The organism is Arthrobacter sp. B055-34 (genome assembly GCF_059090425.1).
The window spans coordinates 13,669-40,134 of record NZ_JBNHFQ010000008.1 but is presented as its reverse complement, the minus strand read 5'-3'; the positions used below and the strand labels follow the sequence as shown (position 1 = coordinate 40,134).

The following is a 26,466-nucleotide window of genomic DNA, read 5'->3' as shown; positions in this document are numbered from 1 at the left end:
AAACGAAGAACGGCGCGGCGCACCTTTCGGTGCACCGCGCCGTTCGTCTCTGCTTCAAACCCTCGACATCTATTTCAGGCAGGGACGCAGCTCCACGTCTTCCAGCCGCGGATACGCGGCCTGGGTGCCCTTCTTGGTGGTGGCGAGGGCCGCGGCGACCGAGGCGAAGGCGGCCGCCTCGGCCAGGGCCTCCCCCGCGGCAAGCCGTGCGGCGAGGGAGCCGGTGAAGGCGTCGCCGGCTCCGGTGGTGTCCACGGCGATGACTTTGGTGGGGGCAATCCGGGTGATCCGGTTGCCTTCGGAGGCCTGCGAGTCCAGCACCACGGAGCCACGGGCGCCGAGCGTGACCACGGCCCGCTCCAGCCCATGCTCCGCGAACTTCAGCCGCACGGGCTCCCACTCGGCCGGTTCCGCGCCGGCGCCGGGCATGTCGGCGCCGCCAAGGAAGAGCGAGGCTTCATGCGCGTTGACCAGCAGGACGTCACTGAGTTCGGCCAGGCTCTGCGGCACCGGCGCGTAAGGCGAGAGGTTGAGCAGCACTGTTGCGCCGGCGTCGTGCCCTGCTTTTGCTGCCGCTTCCACCGTCTCCAGACCGGCCTCGAGGCAGAGGCAGACCACGGCGGCGCCGTCGAAAATACCCTGCGCTGCCGCGATGTCAGCCGGCGCAACCGTGCCGTTGGCGCCGGCGGAGTAGATGATGGTGTTCTCGCCCTGCGCATCCACGGTGATGACGGCGACGCCGGTCTCCGCATCGGCCGTACGCCGCACGCGGGAAACATCCACGCCGGCCCCTGCCACGGAGGCCAGCAGCATATCCCCGTTGGAGTCCTCGCCCACGGCGCCGATCAGGGCGACATTGCCGCCCAGCCGACCCGCGGCCACCGCCTGGTTGGCGCTCTTGCCGCCCGGGTTCACCGCGAAGCCCTCGCCGTGCAGGGTCTCGCCCGGGTTGGGCAGCCGCTCTGTGTAGATGGTCAGGTCCGCGTTCAACGAACCGACGACGACGATGCGTCCGGCCTGCGGGTTCACTTTTCCACCTCGGCGTCGACGGGCTTGGGGATCAGCAGCGAGGCCGCGAAGGCCGCGATCGTGATGACCAGGCCGACCACCACCACCGTGAGGTAGGAGCCGCGGTCGCCCAGCGCCGAGGTGCCCACGAGCACCGCTGGCAGGACCAGGAAGCTCAGCCCGGCGCCGAGGTTGAAGGCGCCGGCGTTCATGCCGGGCAGGAAGCCGGGGTTGCCCGGGGGCGAGAGCACCACGCCGAGCCCGTTGAGCATGATGTTCGCGGTGCCGGCGTACATGATGCCGAGCAGCGCGGTGCCGGCGACCATCAGCGGCAGGCTGTCCAGGCCGAACAGCACGATGATGAGCAGCGAGACGATGCTGCCGATCATGCCGATGCGCAGCACGTTGGTGTAGCCGAGGACCGGCGCGAGGCGTCCGCTGATCGGGCCGAAGACCCAGCCCAGCAGCGCGTACGGGGTCAGGATGAGCAGCGCGGTTTCGGTGGGGCCGATGCCGAACCCGGGGGCGGCGGCCTGCACGTAGGCGGGGACAATCCCGTTGATCACGGCGAAGATGCCGGTCATGGTCAGGACCGTGGTCAGCAGCGGGGCCCAGGTGGAGCGCTGGCGCAGGTGGACAATCTCGACCATCGGCTGCTTGGTGCGCTTTTCGGTGGCCCAGAAGGCGGCGAACGCGGCGGCGGCCACAGCGATCAGGACCAGCGAGAGGACCAGCGTGCCCATGGAGAAGGCGCCCACCAGCTTGGCGGCCTCGTTCAGGGCGGTCAGCAGGGCGCCGACGGCGACCACGATGAAGACGACGCCGGTCCAGTCCATCCGGGTTCCGGCCTGCGGCTTGCTCTCGGGCGTCAGCACGGCGACGAGGACCGCGGCGATCACGCCGAGAAGCACCATGAACCAGAAGATACTGCGGAAGCCGTAGTGCTCGGCCATGTAGCCGCCGAGGAAGGAATCGACGCCGGCCACGCCGCCGTTGACCGCGAGGATGACGCCCATCAGGGTGCCGTAGGTCTTCAGGTTGGGCACGGCGGTGCGCAGCATGATCAGGCACAGCGGCACGGTGGGGCCGCTGACGCCCTGGATGATGCGGCCTACGAAGAGCCAGGTGACGTCCGGGGCCAGCGCGGCGATTACGGAGCCGGCGGCGGTCAGCAGCATCATCCCGACGAGGATGCGTTTGCGGCCGACGATGTCGCTCAGCCTGGGCAGGAACAGCGAGAACAGCGCGGCAGTGGTGAAGAACCAGGTCTGGGACAGGCCGATAGCCGCTTGGTCGGTCTGCAGCTCCTCGCCCATGGTGACCAGGGCGGGGCTGAGCATGGAGGCATTGAGCTGGAAGGCCACGCAGGCCGTCAGCAGGGCGACCATCAGGGCGGTGGTGCCGCCGCGCGTGGTCTTGGTTTCGGTGAGAACGGCGCTCATTTCGCTGCCATCCCGGTGGTGACGGGCGCTGCGGAGGCGGGTGCCGCCGTCGTACTCGTGTTGGGTGTGCCGAGGTCCACCTCGCCGATCCGGACCAGCGCATCGGCGACCAGGTTCCAGAACTTGGTGCGGTCGAGGTCAACGGCCACGGACGTGTGGCAGTCCGCCGGGGCGGGGGCGCGGAAGTCGGCGACGGTCATGCCGAGGGTCAGCTTGCCCTGCAGCTCGATGTCCACCGGGACCTTGCGGGTGGTCATCACGGTGGGGTCGATGACGTACGCGACGGCGCACGGGTCGTGGACCGGCGGGAAATCGAAGCCCTGCGCGTCCTTGTAGGTCTGCGCGAAGAAGTCCATCAGTTCCCGGACGAAGCGGGCCGGGCCGGTGCCGACGGCTTCGATCTGCGCGACGACCTCGGGGGTGGCCAGCGCCTGGTGCGTAAGGTCCAGCCCCACCATGACCACGGGCCACTTCTCGTTGAAGACGATGTGCGCGGCCTCGGGGTCGATGATGATGTTGAATTCGGCCACGGCGGACCAGTTGCCCACGTGGTAGCCGCCGCCCATCAGCACAACTTCCTTAACCCGCTCGACGATGCGCGGCTCCCTGCGGGCGGCCATCGCGATGTTAGTGAGGCCTCCGGTCGGGACCAGGGTCACCGTGCCGGGCTCGTGCGCCATGACCGTATCGATGATGAGATCGACGGCGTGGCGCCGGTCCAGTTCAATGGTGGACTCCGGCTGGGCGGGGCCGTCCATGCCGGACTCGCCGTGGATGTCCGGCGCGGTTTCGATGGTGCGCACCAGCGGGCGGTCGCAGCCGGCGGCGAACGGGACACCGGTGATGCCGGCGATGGTGCCCACGGCCAGGGCGTTCTTGGTGACCTTGGCCAGGGTCTGGTTGCCGACCACGGTGGTCACGGCGAGCAGCTCGATGTCCGGGTTGCCGTGCGCCAGGAGCAGCGCCACGGCGTCGTCGTGCCCGGGATCGCAGTCCAGGATGATCTTCTTCGGTCCAGGGTTCACGGAAGTGGCGTCCATGTTTTCTCTCCACGTCATCGGGGCCCGCCGCAGCGGGATTCAGTCACAGGAAGTGTGACACCTCTCCTCCGTTACGTCAAACGCTTGACGTAAACCGCGTCAAGCGTTTGATGCCATACGACAGTTGGACGTGCTTATCATGGGCTCATGGATTCCTCGCGCCCTCCGAAGCAGCCGCTGCCTCCTGGTCGGCGGGTGACCGCGGCGATGGTGGCGGCACGCGCCGGCGTCTCCACGGCGACGGTTTCCCTGGTCGCCAACGGCAAGACGAGCGGCCGGGTCTCCAAGGACAACATCTCCCGGGTCCGGCAGGCCATCGCCGAGCTCGGCTATGTCGTGGACAGTATCGGCAGTTCCCTGGCGAGAGGCGTCAGTTCCATCGTGGTCCTGGTGGCGCCCGACATTTCCAACCCGTTCTTCGCCAAGGTCATCGCGGGAGTCCGCGAGTCCCTTGGCGCGGACTTCCAGCTGCTGCTCTCCGTCACCGAGGCCGGCGAATTCCCGCGCGCCGACGACATCCGGCGGATCCTCGCCCTGCGCCCGGCCGGCCTGCTGGTGGACGCCCCCGATGCCGCGTTCCTCGAAGACCTCTCCACCACCGGCCCCATGGTGCTGCTCGACGCGCCCGGGCTGGAGGCCTACGCCCCCTCGGTCAACCTCGACGTAGCCCACGGCGCCCGCGAACTCGCGGCGCATCTGGCCGCTTCCGGCCACCGGCGCGTGGCCTATTTGGACAGCGTGACCGGCACGGCCACGTTCGCCATCCGCCGGACCGCATTCCTAGAGGAAGCAGCCGCGCTCGGCATGACCGTGGATTTGGCACATCTGATCAGCACAACAATCGACGTGGGAGCGTCGGCCGAGGCGTTCGCCGCGGCCTGGCCGCAGTGGCAGAAGGCCGGCGTCACCGCCGTCGTCTGCGCCACCGACACGCACGCGTACGGCGTGCTGCAGGAAGCCCGCGTTGCCAGCGTGCGGATCCCGGACGAACTCGCCGTCGCCGGCTTCGACGACCTGCCCTACTCCGCCACCAGCAACCCCGGCCTCACGAGCGTCCACCTTCCCGCGGCCCGGCTGGGCCTCGAGGCCGGGGAACAGCTGCGCGGCCTGATCGAAGGCCGCGACCTCGAGCAGCCCCAGCTCACCCTGGAGAGCTCGCTGATCGTGCGCGGCTCAACCGACCGAGCCACCGCCAGCTAACTAACGACGGCGGCGGCGGCGCCAGCCTTGCAGGCGTCCGTCACCTCAGGCGCTGGCCTGCCGACGCACCATCTCGTTGATCCAGCTCGGCGCGAACGGCGAGGTGCAGTTCGGCGGCGTCGGGTAGTCCTTGAGCACTTCCAGGCGTTCGCCGATGTCGAGCGCCCGGGCGCGGTGTTCCGGATGCTCAATCCCGATCTGCGCCAGCGTGTGATTCATCGCCCACTGGAGGCGGTCCGGAGCGTCCTTCATCTCCGCCTCGATCGTGTCGAGCAGCCCCGCGAGGTCGAGTCCCTCGGGCTTCTTCGCCACCCGCTCGGTGGTCAGTGCCCAACCGGCACTGGCGACCACCGGATCCGCATCCTCGGTCCACTTCACCCGTAATTCCTCGGCGTGCGGGCTCTTCTTGACCACATAATTCACCAGCCAGTCGTGCACCTTGGGCGCGCGCGACGCGCGCAGCATGGCGTCCAGCTCGTCCTGCTCGAAGGCCTTTGGCCGGCAAACCAGCAGGGCCAGCAGCCGCGCCGCGGTGTTGTCCGTCGCCCAGAGCTCGCGGGCGAGATCCTGCTGCGTCTTCAGCCGCTTCGCGACCGCCCGAAGCTTGCTGAGGTTCACGCCGTGGTCGTCGCCGCGCTTCGCATTCGCCTCGCGCATCTTCGGATCCTCCAGCGCGGCCAGCTCCGCCATCACCTCGGCCACCGTCGTCCCTGCCATTCCACCCTCCCGGTTACTCACGTCTCGGGTTCCAGCCTACGGCTGTGGCGCCGAGCGCCCGCGCCGGGACGACGCGGAGACCGTGGCTTATTTGAGGAACTTCGACGTTCTCCGGTCCGCCAGCAGCTTCCCTCCGGTCTGGCAGGTCGGACAGTACTGCAGCGAGGAATCCGCGAAGGACACCTCCCGGATGGTGTCCCCGCACACCGGACAGGCTTCGCCGGTGCGGGCGTGCACCTGCATCGCTTTCCGTTTCGAGTCCTTCAGTTCGGCCGCAGGGCGGCCCGAAGCGCTGGCAATCGCGTGCGCCAGCACGGCGTGCATGGCCTCGAACAGCCTTGTCACCTCGTCAGGATCAAGCTTGGCGGCGTTGGCAAACGGGGACAGGTGCGCTGCGTGCAGGATCTCGTCGCTGTACGCGTTACCGATGCCGGCGATCGCCGACTGGTCCCGCAGCAGTCCCTTGATCTGGCCACGATGAGAGGTCACGATCTCCGCGAAAGTTGCATGGTCCACGTCGAGCGCGTCCGTCCCCAGCCGTGCGATACCCGGCACGTCGTGGGGATCCTTCACCACGTAGACAGCCAGGGATTTCTTCGTGCCGGCTTCCGTCAGGTCGAACCCCGGCTTCTCCTCGCCCTCGGCCGCGAACCGCACGCGCAGCGCCATGGGCCCCTTGCCCGGCCGCAGCGGCCCCGGTTTCAGCGCGTCCGACCAACGGAGCCACCCGGCCTTGGCCAGATGCATGACCAGATGCACGCCGCCCGCGGTGAGGACGATGAACTTGCCGCGGCGCTCGACGCCGGACAGCGGCTCCGCGCTGAGCGCGTCCAGCGGGACATCCGCGGTTTTCAGCACAGAGAAGGAAAGCACCTCCACCTGCGCGATCGTGGCCGGCGGGGCGCCAGGCGGGATGAGTTTGAGCCGCAGGAAGTCAACGAGTCCCTGCACTTCGGGCATCTCGGGCATGTTCCTACCTTATTGGTAGCACTCTATTATCCGCTGCTACCGCTGAGGAGTCCTCATGGCCGACAAAGCCCCGCGCCAAACGGCACCAACGAATCCGGCAAGTCCATCAAGGAAAAGCGCAGCGAGAACCGGGCCAAGGCCCTCCGGGCCGAAGCGTCCGAGACAATCTCTTTACCGCGCCGCGGTCCGTGGCGCGGGCCCAAATAACGACGGCGGTGAGCCAGCGGCCATAGTCGCCCGTGGAACCCGCCTGGTACCTGCCGACGGAGTACTCTAGTCGGCTGAAGTCGGAGTCTCCCGGTTCAGACCCGGCCACCGCAGCCTTCGATCGCCATCCGGGCGAAGGTCTTGGCCTGTGCGGTGTAGTTGCGCACGGCGGCTATGGCTGCGTCCCCGTCTGCCACCTGCAGCGCCGAGGCCAGCTGAACAAGATGCGTGTGATCCAGCAGCGTGCGCCAATCCGCCTCATTCCATGCTTCGCCCCAGACCCCCGCGATGCTCAGGCGCCGGTAGGAATCCAGTAACTGGACGGAGCCGGAGGATCTGACCAGCTCCTGGTGGAAGGTCGAGTGCAGCTCCAGGAATTCGCGCAGCGACCCGGTTTCGGAGGCGCGGAGTTGTCCCATCGCCTCGGCGAGGCCCACCAGTCGCCCCACCTGGTTCCGGTCGAAATCCCTGATCTTGCTCGCGATGACGCCCATTTCGATCGTCGCTCTGCCGTCGTAGAGGCTGTCGCTGAACTCAACCGTGATTGGGGCCGCGGTGAACGCGCCATAGTCGGTGCGCACCACCAGGCCTTCGGCTGTGAGCTTGACTAAGGCGTTGAAGACGTCATTGGATTCTGAGCGAAGCGAGTCGACCAGCGCGTCGATGTCGAGGTCCTCGCCCAACGGGGTTTTCCGCGCCAGCACCCACTGACGGATCTTCCTATAGGTGTCCAGTTCCTTCACGCGTTCCAGCCGCCCGAAGGTGCCCCGGTAGTAGGCCAGCGGCTCCCCGGGCGCGGATTCCGCGTCAACGACGCGCCCAAAGAACACCGAGTGCGTCCCGCCGCTAGGCGATTCGGCCACCACGCAGGTGATGGCGGCCAGCACGTCGTCCAGGACAGGGACGCCGACGTGGTCCGACAGCCGATAGGCAACACCTGCGAACTTGTCCACGCCCTTGCGACCGAATTTCATGGCCAGGTCCTTTTGGTCCTCGGCCAGAATGTTGATCACGTAGACCCCCGCCCGGACCACTGCATCGTGCGTGCTGCTGCTTTGGTTGAGACACATGAGCATCATTGGCGGCTCCATGGAGAGCGAACTCACGGCAGAGGCAGTGGTTCCGTAGAGCTGCCCTCCGTGCGCCGTGGTGATGACTGCCACGCCGCTGGCGAAATGCCCCACAACTTGGCGGAAGACATCCTGGTCAAATGCCGGTGAAGGGGCGAACGTATCCTGGTTCAATGTCTTGGTCTCCATCTGGTAACTCAGGCGGCCGGGCGGTCGAGCTTCAGGTTCTCGCGCAGGGTGGTGCCCTCGTATTCGTGCCGGAAGTAGCCGCGTTCCTGCAGCTCGGGCACGAGCTTGTGGCAGATGGCTTCAAAGCCACCGGGGTTGAATGGGGAGTTGAGGTTGAAGCCGTCGCAGGCGCTGGCAGTGAACCAGTCGACCATGGCATCGGCCACTTGGCCGGCGGTCCCGGCCATCCACATGTGGCCGGTGGAACGGGCGCGGTCAACGATCAGCTCGCGCAGCGTCATCTGCCCCTCTATGCTCTTCCTGCGGAAAATATGGTACCGGCTGCCGCGGTCCGGGTCCTCGGAGAAACGCTCGGCCGGGATCTGCTCGTCGAAGCCGATGTCGTCGACGTCGATCTTGAGGTCCCCGCTGATCTGCCGGCGGCCTGCCTCCAGATCTAGGTAACCAGCGAGTTCGGCGGCCAGTTCCTCGGCCTCCTGCGCCGTGTCCGCGATGATTGGCAGGATCCCGGGGATGATCTTGATGGAGTCGGCCTTGCGCCCCTTGGATTCCACCAGCACACGCATCTTGGCGTAGAAATCCTGTGCCTGCTTTTTGCGCGGCTGCGCCGTATAGATGACGTCAGCTACTGAAGAGCCGAGGTCCATGCCCGGCACCGACGAACCGGCCTGTACCAGAACCGGGCGCCCCTGCGGCGGCCTCGGCATGTTGATGGGCCCCTGCACGCTGTAGAACCGCCCCTGGTGGTTCAGCGGTTTGAGTCCCGCCGGTTCGACCCAGACGCCGCTTTCGCGGTCGGCGCGAATCGCGTCGTCGCTCCAGCTGTCCCACAAACGCATCGTGACATCGACGAATTCGGCCGCACGCTCGTAGCGCTGCGCGGGGTCGGGAGCGGCATCGCCGCCGAAATTCGCGAATCCGTCCCTCGACGTCACGATGTTCCAGCCCGCCCGGCCGCCGGACATGTGGTCCAGGCCGGCGAACTGCCGGGCGGTGTTGTACGGCTCCGAGAACGACGTCGACATGGTGCCGATGAGTCCGATGTTCCGGGTCCGCGCGGCCAGCGCGGAAAGGACGCTGATCGGTTCATAGAACCCGTTCATCATGATGTCGCCGCGGAACAGGTTGTTGGCGTGCACGATGTCCCCGAAGAAGACCGCGTCCAATTTCGCGTCTTCGGCCATCTGCGTCAGGTCGGCGACAAAGGACAGGTTACCGAGTTCCTCCGCCCGGCTGCCCGGTCGGCGCCAGCTGTCGCGATGGTAGCCGGCGGGCAGCATGAAGGTGGTCAGCACCATGTGGTTGGGCTGGTTCGTTTCGGCGGTCATGAAGTGTCCTCTCAGGATTCGTTGTGCCGGACGGTTACCGGCTGCCGGGCAGACGGCCTGAACAGCGGAAGGCTCAGGTAGCTCTCCTGGCCGGGGCCGCTATGGATGGTCCAGGTTCCGTTGTTCCTCGAGCTGGTGTGCCGGATGACCGGCGAGTTCAGGTCCGGGTCCCGGTAGACGAAGTCATGCCCCAGGACGGTTACCACCAGCTTCTCTCCGGCATCGAAGAAGACGCCGGCGGGCCAGATCTCAACATCGAGCTCCCGGGGCCGGCCCGGCACGAGCGGCTCCTCTGCCTCATGCAGGTGCACCGGCTGCAGCTCGGACGACTTCTCGACGTCCAAGGCCTGATGGCTCGCCCGTAGCCAACCCAGGGCCACCGGGCCGTCCTCGAAAAGTGCGTTGAAGGCGAACCGCCGCTCGGTCCCGTCGACCGCGAATTTCCGGACGGCAACAAAGATGTCGGCGTCCTGTGCCTGGTCGGCCTGCAGCACGAGTCTCAGTCGCATCGGTCCCACTAGGTCAGTCGGATCCGCGAAAACATGCGCCAGGTCCACCGAATCCGCCATTGGATCGAACGTGATGCTCTCGGCGACGTCGGGGGCTCCGGATCTCAGGGCCCGGTTCCCCAAGTGGGCATGCAGGCGCACGGCCTTGTCCTCGGGAACCGGCCACGGCACGTCCTCACGGACAATGTGGCACTGGGCAGAGTCCAGGACCTCTAACTGGACCTTAGGCCAGGAAAGCGGACCCGGCCCCCTGTCTAAGAGGTAGTAGTCGAAGAAAACCCGCTGGCGCTCCACGTTGGTGGGTTCGTAGAAGTACCGCCACTTCTTCTGCCCATGCACCTGGAGCCATTTCTGGGCGGAAGACATCTGCCTGTACGCCTCCAGAGTGCCGCGCGTGTGCAGCCCGTGGTCGCTCCAGCTGGCTACCACGTAGGCAGGTACTTCGATCTGCGACAGGTCGGGGTAGCGGTTCTGGTAGTACGGGGACATCAGCGGGTTAGCCGCGACGTTGGCGGCGGTGTCCTCCGTGCGGGTCAGCGAGTACCTCATGTTGCGCGAGGCCCTGGGGATGAACCCGGTTTCGGGGATGCCGCCGTGGTAGCAGAACTCCCGGTACCAGTCCGAGAAGCACTCCCACGGACTGATCGCCTTGAGCGCCGGCGGCTGCATGGCTGCGGCAACGTACTGGATTCCGGCCAGGTAGGACACGCCCAGCATGCCGACCCTGCCGTTGGACCACTCCCGCGCCCCGAGCCACTCGATCGCGTCGTAGACGTCCTCGGCTTCCTGCGGCCCGTTGTGCACGCCCTCGCCCTCAGAGTGCCACATGCCTCGTGGATCCGTGTAGACGACGGCGTACCCATGGCGACACCAGTAGTCGGGGTCCGGCGCTTCGAAGCCGGTCAGCGGGGACATCCACCCCGGCTCGATGCCGGCCGACGGCCATAGCATGTCCTTCTGGTTGTGCTTGCCGTAGGGCCCCCAGGCCAGCAGGATCGGCAGGTCGGTCTCAACACCGCCCGGCCGGTAGATGTCGGCGTAGATCCGGACTCCGTCCCGCAGGGGGACGGCAACGGTGCGGTCGATCCGCAACCCGTCGAGGTCCTCGGTCACCTGCTCGAGCGGCGGCAGTGGCGGCTTGCCTTCGGCAGTCCTTGGATCGAGCCCGGGCTCGGTGATGGCCGTGTAGGTGAACTGGTTCATAGTGTTTTCCAATCTCGGCGTGGCGGGCTAGCGGTCAAGCACAACGAGGGACGGCTCCGGGACGTGGAACCGGAGCTGAGTTCCGCCGTGCCGGTAGGTTGTGACGGCGTCCGCGGTGTCCGGTACCGCTACCGTGAGGCCGGTGCCGTCGGCAATGTCCACGATGACAGTGCGGCTCTCGCCCGTATAGGAACTGTCCCGGACAGTGCCCGACCCGCTGATGCCGGTGTCGTGCGGGTCGCCGATGACGACGTTAGAGCTGCGGAACGCGACGAACTTGCCCGGCTGCAGGCCGGCGATGGCTGCCCCCAACGGCAGCCGAAGCCCGCCCTCCAGTGTTGCCACGGGCTGTCCAGACTCCTCGGACACTGCCTGGCACTGCAAGATGTTCTCAAAGCCGACAAAGTCCGCGGCAAAGCTGGAGACCGGACGGGTATGGACTTCCGCCGGGGTACCCATCTGTTCCACCACCCCTGCGTTCATGATGATGACCCGGTCCGACAGGGCCAGCGCCTCATCCTGGTCGTGGGTGACGTAGATGGAAGTGTTGCCGAACTTGTCATGCAGGCGCCGGATCTCGCTGCGCATGGCGATCCGCAGCTTGGCGTCCAGGTTGGACAGCGGCTCGTCGAACAGCATCACGCCCCGGGCGGACACCAGTCCGCGGGCCAAGGCCACGCGTTGCTGCTGCCCGCCGGAGAGCTCGTGTGGAAAGCGGCTGGCGTGCTGGTCCATGCCCACCGCCGCCAGCGTGGAAGCGACCCGCTGCTTCAGTTCCGCCTGAGGGGTTTTCTGCCGCTTGAGTGGGTAGGCCACGTTCGCGGCCACAGACATGTGCGGCCAGAGCGCATAGCTCTGGAACACCATGCCGACCTGGCGTTTGTGCGTGGGCAGGAACGTCTTAGTCTGCGCCTGCACAAAGGTCTTGCCTTCGACCTGGATCGATCCCTGATCCGGGCTTTCGAGTCCGGCCACGCACCGCAGCGTGGTGGTCTTGCCGCACCCGCTCGGTCCGAGCAGGGTGATGAACTCGCCCGATGAGATGGACATGTTAATGTCCTTGAGGATCGGATTACCGTTGAACGCCTTGCTAAGGGAGCTGATCTCGATGTGCATCTTGTTTCCTAAATGGTTTGTTGCGCCTTGTTAGCGCGTATTGGCCAACACGTGCTCGGCCTTCCGGCCAGCGTCCGTCCAGTTGCCGGCGGCGTCCCCGGCAGGCAAGGCAGGCTGCGGCGACGACGCACCGCCGTCGTTGTTGCCGGATCCGCCGAGCTGCTTCCGCGAGGCGAGGGCTGCCAGCTTGCTGGCAGCAAACGCCACCGCAGCCACCAGCAGGAAGCTGGCGATGAGCAGCAGGGCGGCCGCTGCGGCGAGCGGGGCCTGACCTTCGGCATACCGGCTGTAGATCTCGACCGACAGGTACTCGGATCCTGATGACGAGAGGAGCAGCGGAATGGACAAGACACCGCAGATGACTACGAAGCAGAGCAGCCAGCCGCTGATCAGGCTGGGCAACATGAGTCGAACGATGATCTCCCAGATGGTGCGGTACTTGGACGCGCCGGAAACCCAAGCGGCTTCCTCCAGAGACTTGGGAATCTGGGCCATCGCCGCCGTCGTTGTCCGGCTGGCCAGCGGGATGGTCGCCACGAAGAGCGCGAAGACCAGCAGGACCGGGCTGCCGTAGAAGCCTGACAGGAACGGCACCCCGAGGAACAGCCAGAGGACTCCGAGCCCGAGGATCAGGCCGGGCATCGCCAGCCCGAGCCACTGGCTGTATTCGATGAACCGTGCCAGCGGTCCGGACCTGAAGCGGGCGGCCCAGGAGAACGCGGTTGCCGCGAGCATCGCCAGCAGCGCTCCGAGCATGGCCGTCGCGATGGTGTTCCAATAGCCGCTGACCATCTTCCGGCTGTTGAACACTTCCTCATAGTTGGCCAGCGAGAACCCGCTGGACGCCCCAAGGAACGGGGAGAGCGAAACACGGACCAACTGGATCATCGGCAGCAGGATGGTCAGCAACGCAAACACGACAATCAAGGCGGTGAACACCCAGCGCCAGAAGCCGACGTCGCGCCGCAGAACCCTGGACTCCTTGCCGCCCACGGTCACGAAGGAGCGGCGGCCCAGGACCTTAATCTGGATGAAGACCAGGGCCAGCAGCACCACCATCAACAGGACGGAAATCGAGCTGGCTTGGGCAAACAGCGGCCCGGTCGAGTTAGACAGGTAGGCGTATATCTCCGTGGGGATCACAAAGATGCCTGCTGGCACGCCGAGGATCTGCGGTGCGTCGAAGGACTCCAGGAACAGGACGAATCCCAAGATCATCGCACCAGTGATGGCCGGCGCCAGGATTGGCAGTTCGATCTGGAAGTACGCCCGCAGCGGGCTGGCTCCGCTGGTGCGGGCCGCTTCGTCCAGGGATCGGTCCATGGCCATGAACGGCCCGAGCAGCAGGAAAAACTGCAGCGCCACCAGGCGCAGCGAGGAGACGAAGACGATGCCCCACCACGACTCCATGTTCAGGATGCGCGCGCTGTCACCGAAGGCAGCGCCCAGCCACTCGTTCAGCAGCCCCACGTTCTGATTACCGAGGAGCCCCCAGGAGATGGCGAAGAAGAGGCCGGGAGTTGCGATGACGATGAACATCACTACAGGGATCATCTGGCGCAGCGGAGCGTTGGTCTTGGTGTAAACCGTGGCGAAGACCAGTGCCAGCAGCGTGGAGAGAGCAATCGTGGCCAGACCCATCGCCACCGTCTGAACGACGACGGAATGGGTGTCGGGCGAAGCGATGACGTTCAGGAACATCTGGACCGAAAATGAACCAGCGGAGCCAAACATTTCGGTCTTGAACGCGCCCTGCACCACCATCAGGGCCGGTCCCACGAAACAGACCAGACAGATCAGCGCAATGGACCACTGCGGATTGCTGGCGGCAAACCTCAAGCGCTTCAGCATCGCCCTAACCCCTAGACCGTCGCCGTATCGCGGGCCAGCGGGCCTCCGCCAATGACCCCGTCGGCGGGCAGGGCCGCCAGTTCTTCGTCGGAGTCCGGCCGCAGCACGCGGAACCACAGGTCCTTGATTTTCCATTCGCCATTTACGCGGATGTAGTGGCACTTGTACTTGCCTTCGGTCCACGGCCCCCACACCCGCATCATGCCGAATGACGTGCGGAATTCACACTGCATCCGATGCCAGGTCCATTCGCCGTAAGCAGCATCGCCCGAAACGGTGATCGACGGTGAGGACAGCACGTAGCCGTCCCGGCTCTTGACCACGTCTTCAAGGTCCGTCTGGAACATGCTGGCGATGGATTCCTTGCCCTTGTGCACGCCGTGCAGCCGGATGTCGCACACGGCGTCATCGGCGTAGGCGCTGGCGACACCGGCCCAATTACGGTCACCAAGATCGCGGACGTACTGCTGCTGAAGCCGCTCGATCTCCTTGGCGGATTCCAGTTCTTCGACTTTCCGTTGGAGTTCCCGGACAGCGGCAATCAGGTCTTCGTCATTCATTCCGGTGGTGCCTTTCTGGATGTTTCTGCAGGAAGTCGGTGCTACTTAGCGGTGATGGACTTGAACAGGTCGGCGTATTCCGCCATCTTTTCCCGCATCACGGACTGTTGGGGAAGCTCGACGAAGTTGGCGTCGGCCAGCGACGGCCAGCCGTGAGGGGAGGTAAGCGACGCGTCCTGGTTGATCGGGAAGTTTCCCGCCTCCAGCGTCTTCTCCTGGGCCTCCCGTGTACAGGTAGCTCAGCAGTAGCTTGGCTGCGTCACTGGACGGAGCCTCCGCGGCCAGCATCCACTTTTCGGTGGCAATTACGTTGTTCTCATCGAAAAACTGCACCTCGACCGGCGCCCCGTCATTCTGCGCGTTCAGGATGGAGATGCTCGCCGACAGCGGCTGGTAGGCGAATTCCCCCGAGCTGATCGACTGCAGCGCCAACTGGTCCTGCGCCACGATCTTGGCGTTGTCGCCGATCGTCTTCAGCCATTCCTCGTCGACGACGCCTGCCTGCAGCAGCGTGGTGGACACGGTCATGGTGCCGCCCGGCTTGGAGGGATCCATGAACGTGAGCTTGCCGGCCCACTCGTCGTCGGCCAGGTCGGTCCACGACTCGGGCAGGTCCGACTCCTGCAGCAGGTCGGTGTTGTAGGAGGACGCGAACATCAGCGCCCAGGGCGCATGGTAGAAGCCGTTCGGGTCCGCGATCTGATCCGGGCTCACGCGGCCTTCGGCCCACTCGGGCATCTCGAACGTCACCGGCTTGTACTCTTCGGCGAACCCCTGCTCCGCATAGCGGTCAGCGTTGGGATTGGAGAGCACGTCCACCACGTGGTTGCCGCTTTGCCGTTCAGCTTCCAACGTGGTCTGCAGTTCGGCGCCCACGTAGGTCTCCGGAGTGATGGTCAAACCAGGGAAGCGCTCCTCAAAGGAGTCGTAGATACCCTTGAATTCATCGTGATGCCCGGCATAGATAGCCACGTCGGTTTCACCGGATTCGATGGCCGCGTCATATAAGGCCTGGAACTCTTGCTCCTGTTCGCTGCCGACCTGGAGCGGCGCCAGGTTGAGTTCTTCGCCCGAGGCGGCGGTACCTCCTCCGCCGCAGCCGGTTAGCAGCAGCGCTCCGGCTGCGACGCCGGCAACTGCGGCCTTAGGAAGGGCGCCGATCCTGAAGTTCAGCTTCATTGGTGTTTCCTTCGTTTTCACGACGGCGGGAACGGTCGTGGTGATCGCTATATTCGCAGTGCCCGGAGAGTTCCAGTCCTGCAGTGGACAGGAACCATTCAGACAGAAGTGCAAGCACTTAGTCAATAGATATTTGTAATTTTTATGAGCTACGACACACAGATGTCCTCACATGTATGGAAAATCTGCACTTTTCAGCGTGGTCGCAGCGAGAAAAATAATCAAAATTCATTATAGTTTCGTCTCATACATGATCTAATAGCGAGGAGTGAGTGACGGACAACACCCTCCCGACGAAGGACGGACAAGACATGGCGGACTGGAACTACATCATTGTGGGCGGCGGCAGCGCAGGCGCTCTGATCGCCGCTCGATTGACAGAGCAACCTGACTGCCATGTCCTACTCATCGAAGCCGGCCCGGATTACCGGGCCAAGGACACGCCGAAGGAATTCAAGGACCGGACCAAGGGTCTGGGCCTGGCCCTCGAGGCGCCGAAGAACCATTTGAACCCCGAGTTCTACTGGCACGGCATCACTGCCACCCGCGCCAGGGGCCAAGAGCCCTTCCAATACCGGCGGGGTCGCGGCCTCGGCGGCAGCTCCACCATCAACGGCCTGTATGCCATCCGGGGCGTGCCCGACGACTTCGCCGAGTGGGAGAAGCTGGGAGCCGAAGGCTGGGGCCCGGACGCAATGCTGGCTGCGTACTGCCGGATCGAAGATGAGCACGACTTCCCGGACATGCCATTCCATGGCGCCGGGGGACCTACTCCGGTCTACCGGGAGCCGGAAGGGGGCTGGGGCGGGGTGGACCGGGCGCTGAAAGAGGCCGCTCTCGACGCGGGTTATGACTGGAGCCCGGACCACAACGACCCGGCGAGCACCGGGGTATCCCCGATGGCCATGAACGTCCGGGACGGCGACCGCGTCTCAACCAACCATGCCTACATCGAGCCAGCCCGCGACCGCCCCAATTTGACCATTCTCGGGGACACGCTCATCGACCGCGTCCTTTTCGACGGAACCCTCGCCGTCGGCGTCCTGGACTCCGCTGGCGGAAAGTACCGGGTGGCCCACGGCGGCGAGGTCATCTTGTCGGCAGGCTCCAGTGCGTCGCCGGCAATCCTCATGCGTTCGGGGATCGGGCCCACGCAGGACCTGGCGGATCTGGGCATCCGGCAACTCGTTGACCTGCCAGTGGGCCGTAGCGCCCAGGACCATGCCGTGGCCTTCGTCGAATTGCCCGTCGATCCTGCCGCGCAGACATGCGTCGGCAACCGCCCGACCAACATCGTGGTCCGCTACAGTTCAGGCCTCGAGGGCGGCCGGACCAACGACATGATGATACTGGCGACCAACCACAACTACTGGTTCGGCAAGGAGACGGCCGGCTTGGCCGTCTCCTTGGAGCAGCCGCTCTCGCGCGGGCGGATGCGGCTGCGGTCGGCAGATCCCGCCGATGAACCGCACTTTGACCTGGATTTCCTCTCCGACCCCCGCGATCTGGCCCGCGTCAGGGACGGTTTGCAGAGGGCACGCACTTTCATAAAGCACGAGGCCTTCCGGCAGATCGCGACGGGCGATCCGACCTGGCCGCAGGACGACGCGGAGATCATGGCGACCGTCAAGGACACGATGCACCTGTGCTGTACGGCGAGGATGGGCCGCCCCGGCGACCCGGAGACCGTCGTCGACCCGCACTGCAGCGTGGTCGGTGTAAATAATCTCCGAGTGGTTGACGCCTCGATCATGCCGACAGTCGTCAGCGCCAACACCTACTTGACGGTCCTGGCCCTGGCAGAAGTTTTCTTCGACAAGAACCCGGAGCTGCTTGCCGGCTCCCGAGATGCCGCATTGTCGGCAGGAGGCGCCTAATGTCCATCCAAACAGCCACTGCCGCCCGCGACCTCGCTGCAGACCTGACCCTGAAAGCCGGACACCTGGTCAACGGACAACTCGCGGATGGGACGGCCGAGCATGTCGTAACCGCCCCTTGGGACCACAGCCTGACAGTCCGCTACAACCAGGTGGGCGTGGACGAGGTCCACAAGGCCGTCGCAGGTGCCCGCGCTGCCTTCCGGAGGCTGCGCAAGGGTGGCGGAGAAGCCAGCACTTGGCTGCTGACCATCGCCGACCGGCTTGAGGCCGAGCAGGAAAATTTCGCCACGCTAATTTCCTTTGAAAACGGAAAGCTGCAGCCGGCGGCGCGGGGTGAAGCAGCCGGAGCGGTTGCTAGCTTGCGCTACTGGGCCGGGCTCAAGCCCTCGGAGGAGATCATCGATTCCTCGCCCGCTCACGAGACCCGGCTACTGCGCTCGCCCCTGGGGGTGGCCGCAGCCATCACGCCGTTCAACATGCCGTTATTGATGATGGTGAACAAGATCGGCGCCGCACTCGTCGCAGGGAACACGATCGTTTGCAAGCCCTCACCCCACACCCCGCTGACTGCAATGCACTTCGCCCGTCTGGTCGCGGACATCGTGCCGGCCGGCGTGATCAACATTGTCTGCGGAGACGACGATGCCGGCCCCGCGCTAACCTCGTCAGCCCAGGTAGACATGATCACCTTCACGGGCAGCGTCGGGGTAGGCAAGGCAATCATGGCCTCGGCGGCAACCACGCTGAAACGTGTCCAGCTGGAGCTGGGCGGCAACGACCCGGCAATCATCTGCGCGGACGCCGACCTCGACGACGTCGTGCCGAAGATCTACCAAGCAGCCTTCGGCTCGTCCGGGCAGGCGTGTGTGGCAGTCAAGCGGGTGTACGCCCACCGCAGCATCGCCGACGAGATCGCCCGGAGACTCGCAGGGCTGGCTGCCGAATCTAAACCGGGCACGCCGTACACACCCGGAGCGACTATGCCGGCGTTGACGACCCATGGCCAGTTCAAGCTAATGCGGCGGCTGCTGGAGGACTCCCGGACACGCGGCGCGAACATCGCCTTCGAAGGAGACAGCACCGACGACGGGGGCTACTTCGCCCAACCATCGATCGTAACCGGGCTGCTTAACGGAACACCACTCGTCGAGGAAGAGCAGTTCAGCCCGATCCTACCGGTCGTTTCCTTCGACGCCGTTGATGATGTCATCGAGGCAGTCAACTGCGGGCGGTTCGGGCTCGGTGCCACGGTATGGACCCAGGACGCTGTTATGGCACATCATGTGATGGAACAACTGGAGTCAGGCATGGTGTGGGTCAACGGCCTCGGCCGCCCCAACCCCTCCGTTCCATTCGGCGGCGCCAAGGAAAGCGGAATCGGACGTGAAGGCGGGCAACTTGGGTTGGACGCCTTCACCGAACTCAAGAGCGTGACCTTCAACTTCAAGGAATCCGTCACATGATCCACGACGACACGATGAACGGAACAGAATCGATTGGCTCCGGCAACGGATACGTCAACGGGTACCGCCACCAATCAACCGGCGAACGCTTCAAGACCTTCGTTGACTCCGCGGTAGAGCGAGCCGAGCCAATCTTGGAGTTTGACGATCCGATGGTGTTGAAGCTGAGCCTCATGCTGCGCAAGGTGAACCAGCTGATGGCAGATGATGCCAACCGGCAGGTACATCAGGTGGAGGGGTGGACCCAAGCAAGCTTCCGCGTCTGCTTCGGCCTCTGGGTTGCAGGTCCTATGCCTCCGCACCAAATTGCATCGGCCGCGAACATGAGCCGTGCCACCGTCTCCGCGGCGATCAAGAAAATCGAGGAAGACGGGCTGATCAGCCGCGAACCCTCCACCGTGGACCAGCGCTCTACCGTCCTGCGGCTGACGCCAGCCGGTGAAGCAGCCGTCGTCCGCACCTACCAGTCCCACATCCGGCTTGAGCACGACTGGCTCCAGCCCCTCACCGACACCGAGCGCCTGCTCTTGTTCATGCTGCTCGGAAAGCTCTTGGATGGCCCGGCGGCCCAAGAAGGGCGAGCGTGAGAACGGAGTCTGCAGTTGCGTGCACCCAGGCACGATTACGAAAGGCCATTCGACCCGGGCGAGCACAGAGTCCACTGGTCTAATCCTGGCGCAGACGCCTACATTCCGTCCGGCGCCCGCCCCAGCGGCTGGGCCGGCGTCGGAAGCAGCGGATCCGGTGAACAAAGCGGAGCTACCGCGGGCTGCCCGGGGGCGACTTTATAGTCCTTGCCGTCGATCGACACAACAATCTCCGACTCAAGACCCGTGGTCGCGGGGAGTTCGTCGAGCAGCCGGACGACTGTACCCGCGGCGCTGGTTTCCACACCCAAGCGGTGTCCCCGCCACTGGAAGCGGAAGGCTATGCGCCCGAGCCGCGCGGGCAACCGCGGGGACAACTGCAGGTCCCCGCCTTCTGCAGCCCGCCCAGACCGCAGACCAGGGCCAACCATGCTCCGGCCAGCGACGCGAGGTGCAGCCCTTGCTCGCTGTCCTGCTGCAGATCGCGCAGATCCACGAAGGCTGCCTCCCGCAGATAGGCTAGCGCCAAGTCAAGATGTCCGGCGCGCGCGCAGACCACGGCCTGGGCCGCTGCTGACAGCGAGGAGTCGCGGACGGTCCGTGCCTCGTAGTAATCCAGGTTCCGGGCCGTTTCCTCCGGTGTGAAGGCGTCGGAGCACCACCAAAGGGCAAGCTCCAGGTCTGCCTGCTTGATCACCTGGCGCCGGTAGATCTTCGCGTAGTGCGCATGGTTCTGCACCGGGTAGGCGTCCTGCCGGTCCTCGAAGTCCCATTCGCGATAGGTGGTGAACCCCTCGTTCGCCTGATGCACCCCGAGCGCCTCGTCGTACGGGACGTACCTCGAGTCCGCGGCCTCCCGCCAGCGCGCCAGCTCCGCCGTCGTTACATGGAGCCGTCGCGCCGCCGCCGGGTCGCCGTCGCACGCGTCGGCTGCCCAGCGCAGGTTCCGCGCGGCCATGAGGTTGGTGAAGACGTTGTCGTCGACGCCGGTGTACTCGTCCGGACCGGTCATGCCGTACAGGTGGCAGCGCCCCTCGTGGTCGCGATGCAGCATCCGCGCCCAGACGCGTGCGGTTTCCACGAGCACGTCCAGTCCCCCGACGTCCTCAAGACTTCCGCCCGTGGCATCCGCCCAGAATGTAAAGCCCCGGGCGGCGTCGGCGTTGATGTGGGCGGCGGCGGTGCTGGCCGGCCAGTAGGCGGACGCTTCCCCGCCGTCGATAGTCCGCCACGGGAAGGAGGCGCCTTCCAGCCCCAGAACCTGCGCCCGCTCGCGTGCCTGCTCCAGCCCGGATGACCGCCAGCGGAGCATCCGGACTGCGTCCTGGGGCCGCAGCAGGGCCATGGAAGGGATCAGGAATCCGTCGATGTCCCAGAAGGTGTGCCCGCTGTAGCCGTAACCGGTCAGGCCCTTGGCGCCCACCGGCGCCGCGTTCACACACGCGGAGGCCTGCAGCAGCTGGAAAAGGTCGAAGCGCAGGGCCTGCTGCAGTTCCGGATCCCCGTCAAGCTCCACGTCCGCGGCATCCCAGAAGTCATCGAGAACGCGCCGCTGCTCCGCCAAGGAGTCGCCGCCACCCGTCGGATCCACGGCTTCCTCACCTAACAGCGGCAGGACCACGTGTCCGCCCGGCCAGGCGACAACGTCGCCTCCGCCGGAAACGGACAGCGCGACGACGCGCGGACCTTGGCTGAGAAGCTCCTGTGCCGCACGGACCACGTCCTGTTCGCCATCCGGTTCCCAGCCGACAAGCCCCTGGATTTCGGCGGAGTCGCCCCGCACCACATCCGCTCGGGACAGCACCCGTCGGCGGGTATCCTCATCCGCCGGTGCCCCGTCGGCGACCACCAGCGCATCCTCCGCGCACGCGTCGAGCGCGGCAGCCACTGCGGGGCCCGGTTGCTGAAGCTGGACCAGGACGGCGTCGGCGGAGCGCAGCGACTCCCGGCACGCCTCCACGTCATCGGGGCGAAGCAGCACCTGGTCATCGACGTCCTCTACCAGCCTTCGGACGCCCGGGGGCCCGACGAGGTCCAGCAGCAATGCAGTCCGCACGCCCCGCGCCGCACCACACCCGCCATCCCAATCCCGTCATCCACGGCCTGCTCGAGAACCTCCCGCCCTGCGGCGTCATCCCCAACAACTCCGACCAGTTCCACGCGCGCGCCGAGCTGACGGGAGGCAACGCCCTGGTTTGCGCCCTTGCCGCCCAGCATCTCCCGCCGCTCGCGGACCGTCGCGGAGCCGCCTTCTTCCGGCAGGTCGTCGATGGACAACACGAGGTCCCGCGCCACCTGTCCCACCACGACTACCTTGCGTTCGCTACCCTCCACCTGCGCCTCCTGGTCGGGTTCCGGCTACTGGCTTCATTCTGCCCCGAATTACGACGGCGGAGCTTGGCTTTACGGTTAAGGAGGGAATTCCCTGCCACCTCTGCCAAGGAGAACGCGCATGACCGCACCGAAGACCATCGTGATCACCGGCGCGAGCGACGGGATTGGAGCAGCCGCCGCCCAGATCCTCCACGCGCAGGGTGACCGGGTAGTCCTCGTCGGGCGCTCCCCGGAGAAGACCGAACGCGTGGCCAAACCGCTGGGCGCCGACTGGTTCATCGCCGACTTCCAGGACCTCCACCAGGTCCGCACCCTCGCCAAAACCCTCAAGGCCGCCTACCCGCGCATCGACGTCCTGGCCAACAACGCCGGCGGCCTCTTCGCCGGCCCCGAACGTACCGGCGACGGGTTCGAGAAGACGTTCCAGGTCAACCACCTCGCGCCCTTCCTGCTCACGCACGAGCTCCTCGACGTCCTGCTCGACAGCCGGGCCAGCATCGTCAACACCTCAAGCGTCGCGGCCAAGCTCTTCGGCCGGATCAACATCGACGATCCGAACACCTGGAACGGTTTCACGCCGAACAAGGCCTACGGCAACAGCAAGCTCGCCAACATCCTCTTCACCCGCGGCCTGCATCAGCGCTACAGCAACCAGGGCATCGCCGCGGTGGCGTTCCATCCCGGAAACGTCGCCACAAACTTCGCCGCGGAAACCACCAGCTACCTCCGCCACGTCTACCGGACCGCGCTCAGCCGCTTCCTGATCACGCCCGAGCGCGGCGGCGCCAACCTTGCCTACTTCTGCACCGGCACGCCCGGCACGGACTGGGAATCCGGCCGCTACTACAGCGACCGCCGCCGGATCAGCCGCACCAACCCGCAGGCCGCCGATGACAACCTCGTCCGCCGGCATTGGGAAGCAAGCGCCCACATACTCGGCCTCCCCGCCTGACTTAGCGTTTGGAACTGCCAGTCTCCGGCCCGCCCTCGCCGCCGTCGTCGTCGTCGTCGTAAGAAAAGTACGACGGCGGCCGCCCACCTTGTGTGGACAGCCGCCGCTTTCGAAGGGGGAAGGTTACGCGTTCTGCGTGATCCGTACGGTGTTGCCGGACGGGTCCCGGAACGCGCAGTCGCGTGGTCCCCACTGCTGTTCCATCGGCTCCTGCAGGACCTCCGCGCCGGCAGCCACCAGCTTCTCGAAGGCTGCGTCCAGGTCATCGGTCCGGAACACGATGATCGGCAGGACGCCCTTAACCAGCAGTTCCTGGAGGATGTCGCCGTCGGCCTGCGAGCGGCCCGCATGCGGTGCGGACAGCACAATCTCGGCGGCGGGCTCCGTGCCGCTGCCGAGGGTGACCCAGCGGAAACCGTTGCCGGACACATCGTTCCGGACTTCCAGTCCCAGGCCGTCGCGGTAGAACGGGAGGGACTCCTCGGGATCATTGACAGTGATTTGACAGTACTGCAGTGAAATAGTCATGTAGCCAAGCTACGTCCGCGCCGAGGCAGCCGCTTCTTCAATCCTGCTCGATCCGAACCGCGGGGGCCGGGTCAGCAGTTTGGCGATGCACTGCGGCATCGCCTCCATCGCATCATGCTCTCGGGCGCGGTAGGCGCTCGGGGCCTCCCCCACCATTTCGGTGAAGCGCGTACTGAACGAGCCCAGCGATGTACACCCCACCGTCATGCACGCATCGGTGACGCTCATGCCGGAGCGCAGCAACGCCATGGCCCGTTCGATCCGCCGGGTCATCAGGTAGTTGTAGGGCGTCTCCCCGTACGCGGCCTTGAACCGGCGGGAAAAATGGGCGGGTGACATCAGCGCCCTGGCCGCCATTGTCGGCACATCGAGCGGACGCGCGTAGTCCCGGTCGATCAGGTCGCGCGCACGGCGCAGATGGGCCAGGTTGGCCAGTTCATCAGGGGTCACAACTCGAGGCTAGCGCCACCTGCAGCGGCAGGGAAGACATTCCCTGCCGCTGCAGGTGGCATATGGTTTTGATGGACCCGGACAGCCCCGCCCGCGGCGCCGACGCCCACGCCCCACCAACGCCGAGGAGGCTCCTACGCACCGCCCATCAGCCGCTCGCCCCGCCCTGCCCTGGGTGATCACCGGGATTGTGGTCCTGGCCCTGAGCCTGCGCGCCCCGATCATTGCCCCGACGGCGGTGATTGGCGACATCCAGGCCGGCACCGGCCTCAACGCCATCGGCGCCGGCCTGCTCACCGGGCTGCCGGTGCTGCTCTTCGCCCTGGCCACCCCGCTGGCAACCCGCACCATCCGCCGCTTCGGCCCGGAGGCAACGGTCGTCCTGTGCCTGGCCGGCGTTCTTGCCGGCACGATCATCCGCTCGGCCGGCCCCGCCGTCGTCGTACTCGTAGGGACAGCGCTCATCGGCATAGCCATGACGCTGGGCAATATCGTGGTGCCCGTCATCATCCGGCGCGACGTGTCATGGCGGCAGGTCTCCACGGTCACCGGCGCGTACTCGGCCGCGATGAACGTCGGCTCGATGGCCACCCTTCTCGGCACCGCGCCGCTCGCGGCACTCTTCGGCTGGCGGTGGGCGATCGCTTCGTGGGGCGTGGTGATCGCGGCCGGCCTGGCCTACTGGCTGGTGTGGGGACGGCGGCAGTTCGGTGCCCGGGCGGATGCCGCGAAGTCCGTGCCCGAGGGAACGCAAACCAAGCGAACGACGGCGGAGCCCGCTTCGGACGGCCCCGGGGCTGCGATTGCTGGCAACCGCAACCGGCGGATTGTCGGCTTGCTGATCCTGGCGTTCTGCGGTCAGTCCGCCGCCTACTATGCCACCACCGCCTGGCTGCCGCTGTTGCTGTCCGAGACACGGGGACTGAACCTGGCCGCCTCAGGTGCCACGGCCTCGCTGTTCCAAGTTGCCGCCATCGCGGGCGCGTTCGGCGTGCCGCTGCTGGCGGCCCGGACCCGCACCTGGATTCCGGTCGCGGTGATCGGACTCTGCTGGATCACGCTGCCGATCGGACTGCTCATCGCGCCGGAAGCCTACGTACTCTGGTCGATCATCGGCGGCATTGCCCAGGGCGGCGGCTTCACCGCGATCTTTTCGCTCATACCGCGCATCGCCCGCAGCGACAAAGAGGCGGCCTCGGCCTCTGCCCGCATCCAATCCGGCGGGTATCTGGCCGCCACGTGCGCGCCGCCCCTGGCCGGCTGGCTCAACTCGGTCACCGGCGGCTGGTCCGCACCGCTGCTCCTTGTCCTCGCTGCGACCCTGGCCTTCGCCGTCGGCGGCCTGCTGGCCGTGCGCCTGTCCGAACGGCGGTGAGTGGAACCGCGAAGGGCGGGTTCCGTCGACCCCGCCCACCCTCAAAGGTCTGCTCCGCCTACTGTTAGGTGTAGAGGGAGAGCGGCTGGAGTTCGCCGTGCAGGTAGTAAGCGGCGACCTCGATCTTCTTGTAGTCCACGGGATCGTGCAGTGAGTGTGTGCGCACGTTGCGCCAGAACAGGTCCAGGCCAACGGAGCTCTTGGTCGAGCTGGCCCCGGTCACCTCGTAGATCCGGTTCGAAACCTCGATGCCGATCTCCGTGGCCACGACCTTGAGCTCCGCAATGGCGACGGCGAATTCGCCACGTTGCTGCACGCTCAGGCTGGCGGAGCGGGCGACCTCGCGGTCATAGCGCCGGTTGAGCTTCTCGGCGAGGGCTTCGACGGCAGCCGTCCGGGCCTTGAGTTCACCGAGGACACGCTTGAATACCGGATCGTGGGCGTACGTTTCGGCGCCGGAGAGGAACCAGGAGTTCTTGCGGGCAAGCAGGATTTCGCGGCCCTGCTGCAATGCGCCCTGGGCTACCCCGAGGTAGAAGTTGGCGAAGCCGAGCTGGACGCCGGGCGTGAGAAGCGTGGAGATGGGCTCGTCGGTGACCTCGCCGAGGATGTCCGACGGGTGCACCGGCACGTTGGTGTACTTCACGGAGCCGGAACCTGTCAGCCGCTGGCCGAGGTTGTCCCAGTCATCCACGAGCTCGAGACCTTCCCTGGACGTTTCCAGCACGAAGGCGAGGACCTTGCCGTGATCGGCACCGCCCTCGATCGCGGCGTTAATGATGATCACGTCACCCACGCCGGAGCCGGTGGAGAACCGTTTGAGGCCGTTGAGCCGGTAGCCGTCGCCCTCCGGCGTCAGCACCAAAGTCGGGTCCACGGGGTTGACCGAGTCGCCCCAGAGCCAGCCGTCCTCCACGGTACGGCGCCACCAAGCGGCCTGCCCGCCGGGGTCGGCGTAGAACCCGATGCAGGCCTGGTTGAAGTAGTGGTAGGCCAGCAGCTGCGAGATGGAGCCGTCCACCGTGGCGAGGACGCGTACGGTTTCGAACGCAGCCTCGAAGTGTCCGCCTCCCCCGCCGAATTCGGCCGGGACCAGCAGGTTAAGCAGTCCCGAGGAGCGCAGCAGTTCTGCTTCGGCGACCGGCTGCTGGTTGGCCCGGTCCCGCTCCAGGACGTCGACGGCCAGCTGGTCGGCCACGGATTGTGCAACGCTCCGCCAGTGCTCGAGCTCGGCGTCGTCGGCCGTTCCGGCCCAGGGAGTGCGGGTCAAGGTATCAGTCGTGCTCATGGGATCTTCCTTCGTGTCCTG

At 66.0% G+C, this 26,466-nt stretch carries 24 protein-coding genes; 6 read left to right on the top strand and 18 right to left on the bottom strand.

Features of this window, described 5'->3' with window-relative positions; translation table 11 throughout:
- Positions 1-69: 69 nt before the first annotated feature.
- From AC5RWO_RS15530 to uriH, 3 genes are read right to left on the bottom strand one after another with little or no spacing between them, the layout of a single operon-like run.
- Positions 70-1,029, bottom strand: coding sequence for a ribokinase (locus tag AC5RWO_RS15530; protein WP_498732394.1), 960 nt, complete (start codon positions 1,027-1,029; stop codon positions 70-72).
- The gene (gene uriT / locus AC5RWO_RS15525) at positions 1,026-2,450 is read right to left on the bottom strand and encodes a uridine transporter UriT (RefSeq protein ID WP_498732393.1); all 1,425 of its coding nucleotides are present in this window, start codon (positions 2,448-2,450) and stop codon (positions 1,026-1,028) included. The genes AC5RWO_RS15530 and uriT overlap by 4 nt, the downstream gene beginning before the upstream one ends.
- A complete protein-coding gene (uriH, locus tag AC5RWO_RS15520) occupies positions 2,447-3,490 on the bottom strand; it encodes a uridine-preferring nucleoside hydrolase UriH (RefSeq protein ID WP_498732392.1) in 1,044 nt (347 codons plus the stop codon). Before uriH ends, uriT begins: the two co-directional genes overlap by 4 nt.
- 207 nt (positions 3,491-3,697) lie before the next feature.
- Between uriH and AC5RWO_RS15515 the strand changes: the two genes are divergently transcribed.
- The gene (locus tag AC5RWO_RS15515) at positions 3,698-4,690 is read left to right on the top strand and encodes a LacI family DNA-binding transcriptional regulator (protein WP_498732592.1); all 993 of its coding nucleotides are present in this window, start codon (positions 3,698-3,700) and stop codon (positions 4,688-4,690) included.
- Between the two features lie 45 nt (positions 4,691-4,735).
- On the opposite strand, the gene AC5RWO_RS15510 is transcribed toward AC5RWO_RS15515, so the two are convergent.
- The 9 genes from AC5RWO_RS15510 to AC5RWO_RS15470 form a co-directional block, all read right to left on the bottom strand.
- Positions 4,736-5,407 (bottom strand): DNA alkylation repair protein, encoded by a 672-nt coding sequence (locus AC5RWO_RS15510; protein WP_498732391.1) that lies wholly within the window; start codon positions 5,405-5,407, stop codon positions 4,736-4,738.
- An 87-nt stretch (positions 5,408-5,494) separates the two neighbouring features.
- Positions 5,495-6,376 (bottom strand): DNA-formamidopyrimidine glycosylase family protein, encoded by an 882-nt coding sequence (locus AC5RWO_RS15505; RefSeq protein ID WP_498732389.1) that lies wholly within the window; start codon positions 6,374-6,376, stop codon positions 5,495-5,497.
- A gap of 302 nt (positions 6,377-6,678) precedes the next feature.
- Entirely contained in the window at positions 6,679-7,827 is a 1,149-nt protein-coding gene (locus AC5RWO_RS15500) for a flavin reductase (RefSeq protein WP_498732388.1), read from the bottom strand.
- A 23-nt stretch (positions 7,828-7,850) separates the two neighbouring features.
- On the bottom strand, positions 7,851-9,170 hold the full coding sequence (locus tag AC5RWO_RS15495) for an NtaA/DmoA family FMN-dependent monooxygenase (RefSeq protein ID WP_498732386.1): 1,320 nt from the start codon (positions 9,168-9,170) through the stop codon (positions 7,851-7,853).
- An 11-nt stretch (positions 9,171-9,181) separates the two neighbouring features.
- Complete coding sequence (locus tag AC5RWO_RS15490; protein WP_498732384.1) at positions 9,182-10,882, bottom strand: CocE/NonD family hydrolase; 1,701 nt, start codon at positions 10,880-10,882, stop codon at positions 9,182-9,184.
- 27 nt (positions 10,883-10,909) lie between these two features.
- Positions 10,910-11,998, bottom strand: a complete 1,089-nt coding sequence (locus AC5RWO_RS15485) for an ABC transporter ATP-binding protein (protein ID WP_498732382.1) — start codon at positions 11,996-11,998, stop codon at positions 10,910-10,912.
- A 30-nt stretch (positions 11,999-12,028) separates the two neighbouring features.
- Positions 12,029-13,849, bottom strand: coding sequence for an ABC transporter permease (locus AC5RWO_RS15480; RefSeq protein WP_498732380.1), 1,821 nt, complete (start codon positions 13,847-13,849; stop codon positions 12,029-12,031).
- An 11-nt stretch (positions 13,850-13,860) separates the two neighbouring features.
- On the bottom strand, positions 13,861-14,409 hold the full coding sequence (locus AC5RWO_RS15475) for a nuclear transport factor 2 family protein (protein WP_498732379.1): 549 nt from the start codon (positions 14,407-14,409) through the stop codon (positions 13,861-13,863).
- A 45-nt stretch (positions 14,410-14,454) separates the two neighbouring features.
- Positions 14,455-15,588, bottom strand: a complete 1,134-nt coding sequence (locus AC5RWO_RS15470) for an ABC transporter substrate-binding protein (RefSeq protein WP_498732378.1) — start codon at positions 15,586-15,588, stop codon at positions 14,455-14,457.
- Between the two features lie 272 nt (positions 15,589-15,860).
- Between AC5RWO_RS15470 and AC5RWO_RS15465 the strand changes: the two genes are divergently transcribed.
- From AC5RWO_RS15465 to AC5RWO_RS15455, 3 genes are read left to right on the top strand one after another with little or no spacing between them, the layout of a single operon-like run.
- The gene (locus tag AC5RWO_RS15465) at positions 15,861-17,465 is read left to right on the top strand and encodes a GMC family oxidoreductase (RefSeq protein WP_498732377.1); all 1,605 of its coding nucleotides are present in this window, start codon (positions 15,861-15,863) and stop codon (positions 17,463-17,465) included.
- Positions 17,465-18,931 carry an aldehyde dehydrogenase family protein gene (locus AC5RWO_RS15460; protein WP_498732376.1) on the top strand — a complete coding sequence of 489 codons (1,467 nt, stop codon included), beginning with the start codon at positions 17,465-17,467 and terminating at the stop codon, positions 18,929-18,931. The genes AC5RWO_RS15465 and AC5RWO_RS15460 overlap by 1 nt, the downstream gene beginning before the upstream one ends.
- The gene (locus tag AC5RWO_RS15455; RefSeq protein WP_498732375.1) at positions 18,928-19,518 is read left to right on the top strand and encodes a MarR family winged helix-turn-helix transcriptional regulator; all 591 of its coding nucleotides are present in this window, start codon (positions 18,928-18,930) and stop codon (positions 19,516-19,518) included. The genes AC5RWO_RS15460 and AC5RWO_RS15455 overlap by 4 nt, the downstream gene beginning before the upstream one ends.
- Before the next feature lie 98 nt (positions 19,519-19,616).
- Here AC5RWO_RS15455 and AC5RWO_RS15450 read toward each other — a convergent pair whose 3' ends face one another.
- From AC5RWO_RS15450 to AC5RWO_RS15440, 3 genes are read right to left on the bottom strand one after another with little or no spacing between them, the layout of a single operon-like run.
- Positions 19,617-19,829, bottom strand: a complete 213-nt coding sequence (locus AC5RWO_RS15450) for a hypothetical protein (protein WP_498732598.1) — start codon at positions 19,827-19,829, stop codon at positions 19,617-19,619.
- A gap of 29 nt (positions 19,830-19,858) precedes the next feature.
- Complete coding sequence (locus AC5RWO_RS15445; RefSeq protein ID WP_498732374.1) at positions 19,859-21,574, bottom strand: PfkB family carbohydrate kinase; 1,716 nt, start codon at positions 21,572-21,574, stop codon at positions 19,859-19,861.
- On the bottom strand, positions 21,517-21,852 hold the full coding sequence (locus AC5RWO_RS15440) for a PfkB family carbohydrate kinase (RefSeq protein WP_498732373.1): 336 nt from the start codon (positions 21,850-21,852) through the stop codon (positions 21,517-21,519). The genes AC5RWO_RS15445 and AC5RWO_RS15440 overlap by 58 nt, the downstream gene beginning before the upstream one ends.
- A gap of 118 nt (positions 21,853-21,970) precedes the next feature.
- Between AC5RWO_RS15440 and AC5RWO_RS15435 the strand changes: the two genes are divergently transcribed.
- Positions 21,971-22,804 (top strand): SDR family NAD(P)-dependent oxidoreductase, encoded by an 834-nt coding sequence (locus tag AC5RWO_RS15435; protein WP_498732372.1) that lies wholly within the window; start codon positions 21,971-21,973, stop codon positions 22,802-22,804.
- A gap of 123 nt (positions 22,805-22,927) precedes the next feature.
- Here AC5RWO_RS15435 and AC5RWO_RS15430 read toward each other — a convergent pair whose 3' ends face one another.
- Together AC5RWO_RS15430 and AC5RWO_RS15425 are read right to left on the bottom strand one after the other, a co-directional pair.
- Positions 22,928-23,332, bottom strand: coding sequence for a VOC family protein (locus AC5RWO_RS15430; RefSeq protein ID WP_498732371.1), 405 nt, complete (start codon positions 23,330-23,332; stop codon positions 22,928-22,930).
- Between the two features lie 9 nt (positions 23,333-23,341).
- Positions 23,342-23,782 (bottom strand): helix-turn-helix transcriptional regulator, encoded by a 441-nt coding sequence (locus AC5RWO_RS15425; protein ID WP_498732370.1) that lies wholly within the window; start codon positions 23,780-23,782, stop codon positions 23,342-23,344.
- A 166-nt stretch (positions 23,783-23,948) separates the two neighbouring features.
- On the opposite strand from AC5RWO_RS15425, the gene AC5RWO_RS15420 reads away from it, so the two are divergent.
- Positions 23,949-25,157: an MFS transporter gene (locus AC5RWO_RS15420; RefSeq protein ID WP_498732591.1), complete on the top strand. Its 1,209-nt coding sequence runs from the start codon at positions 23,949-23,951 to the stop codon at positions 25,155-25,157.
- Between the two features lie 64 nt (positions 25,158-25,221).
- On the opposite strand, the gene AC5RWO_RS15415 is transcribed toward AC5RWO_RS15420, so the two are convergent.
- Positions 25,222-26,445: an acyl-CoA dehydrogenase family protein gene (locus AC5RWO_RS15415; protein WP_498732369.1), complete on the bottom strand. Its 1,224-nt coding sequence runs from the start codon at positions 26,443-26,445 to the stop codon at positions 25,222-25,224.
- Between the last annotated feature and the right edge of the window lie 21 nt (positions 26,446-26,466).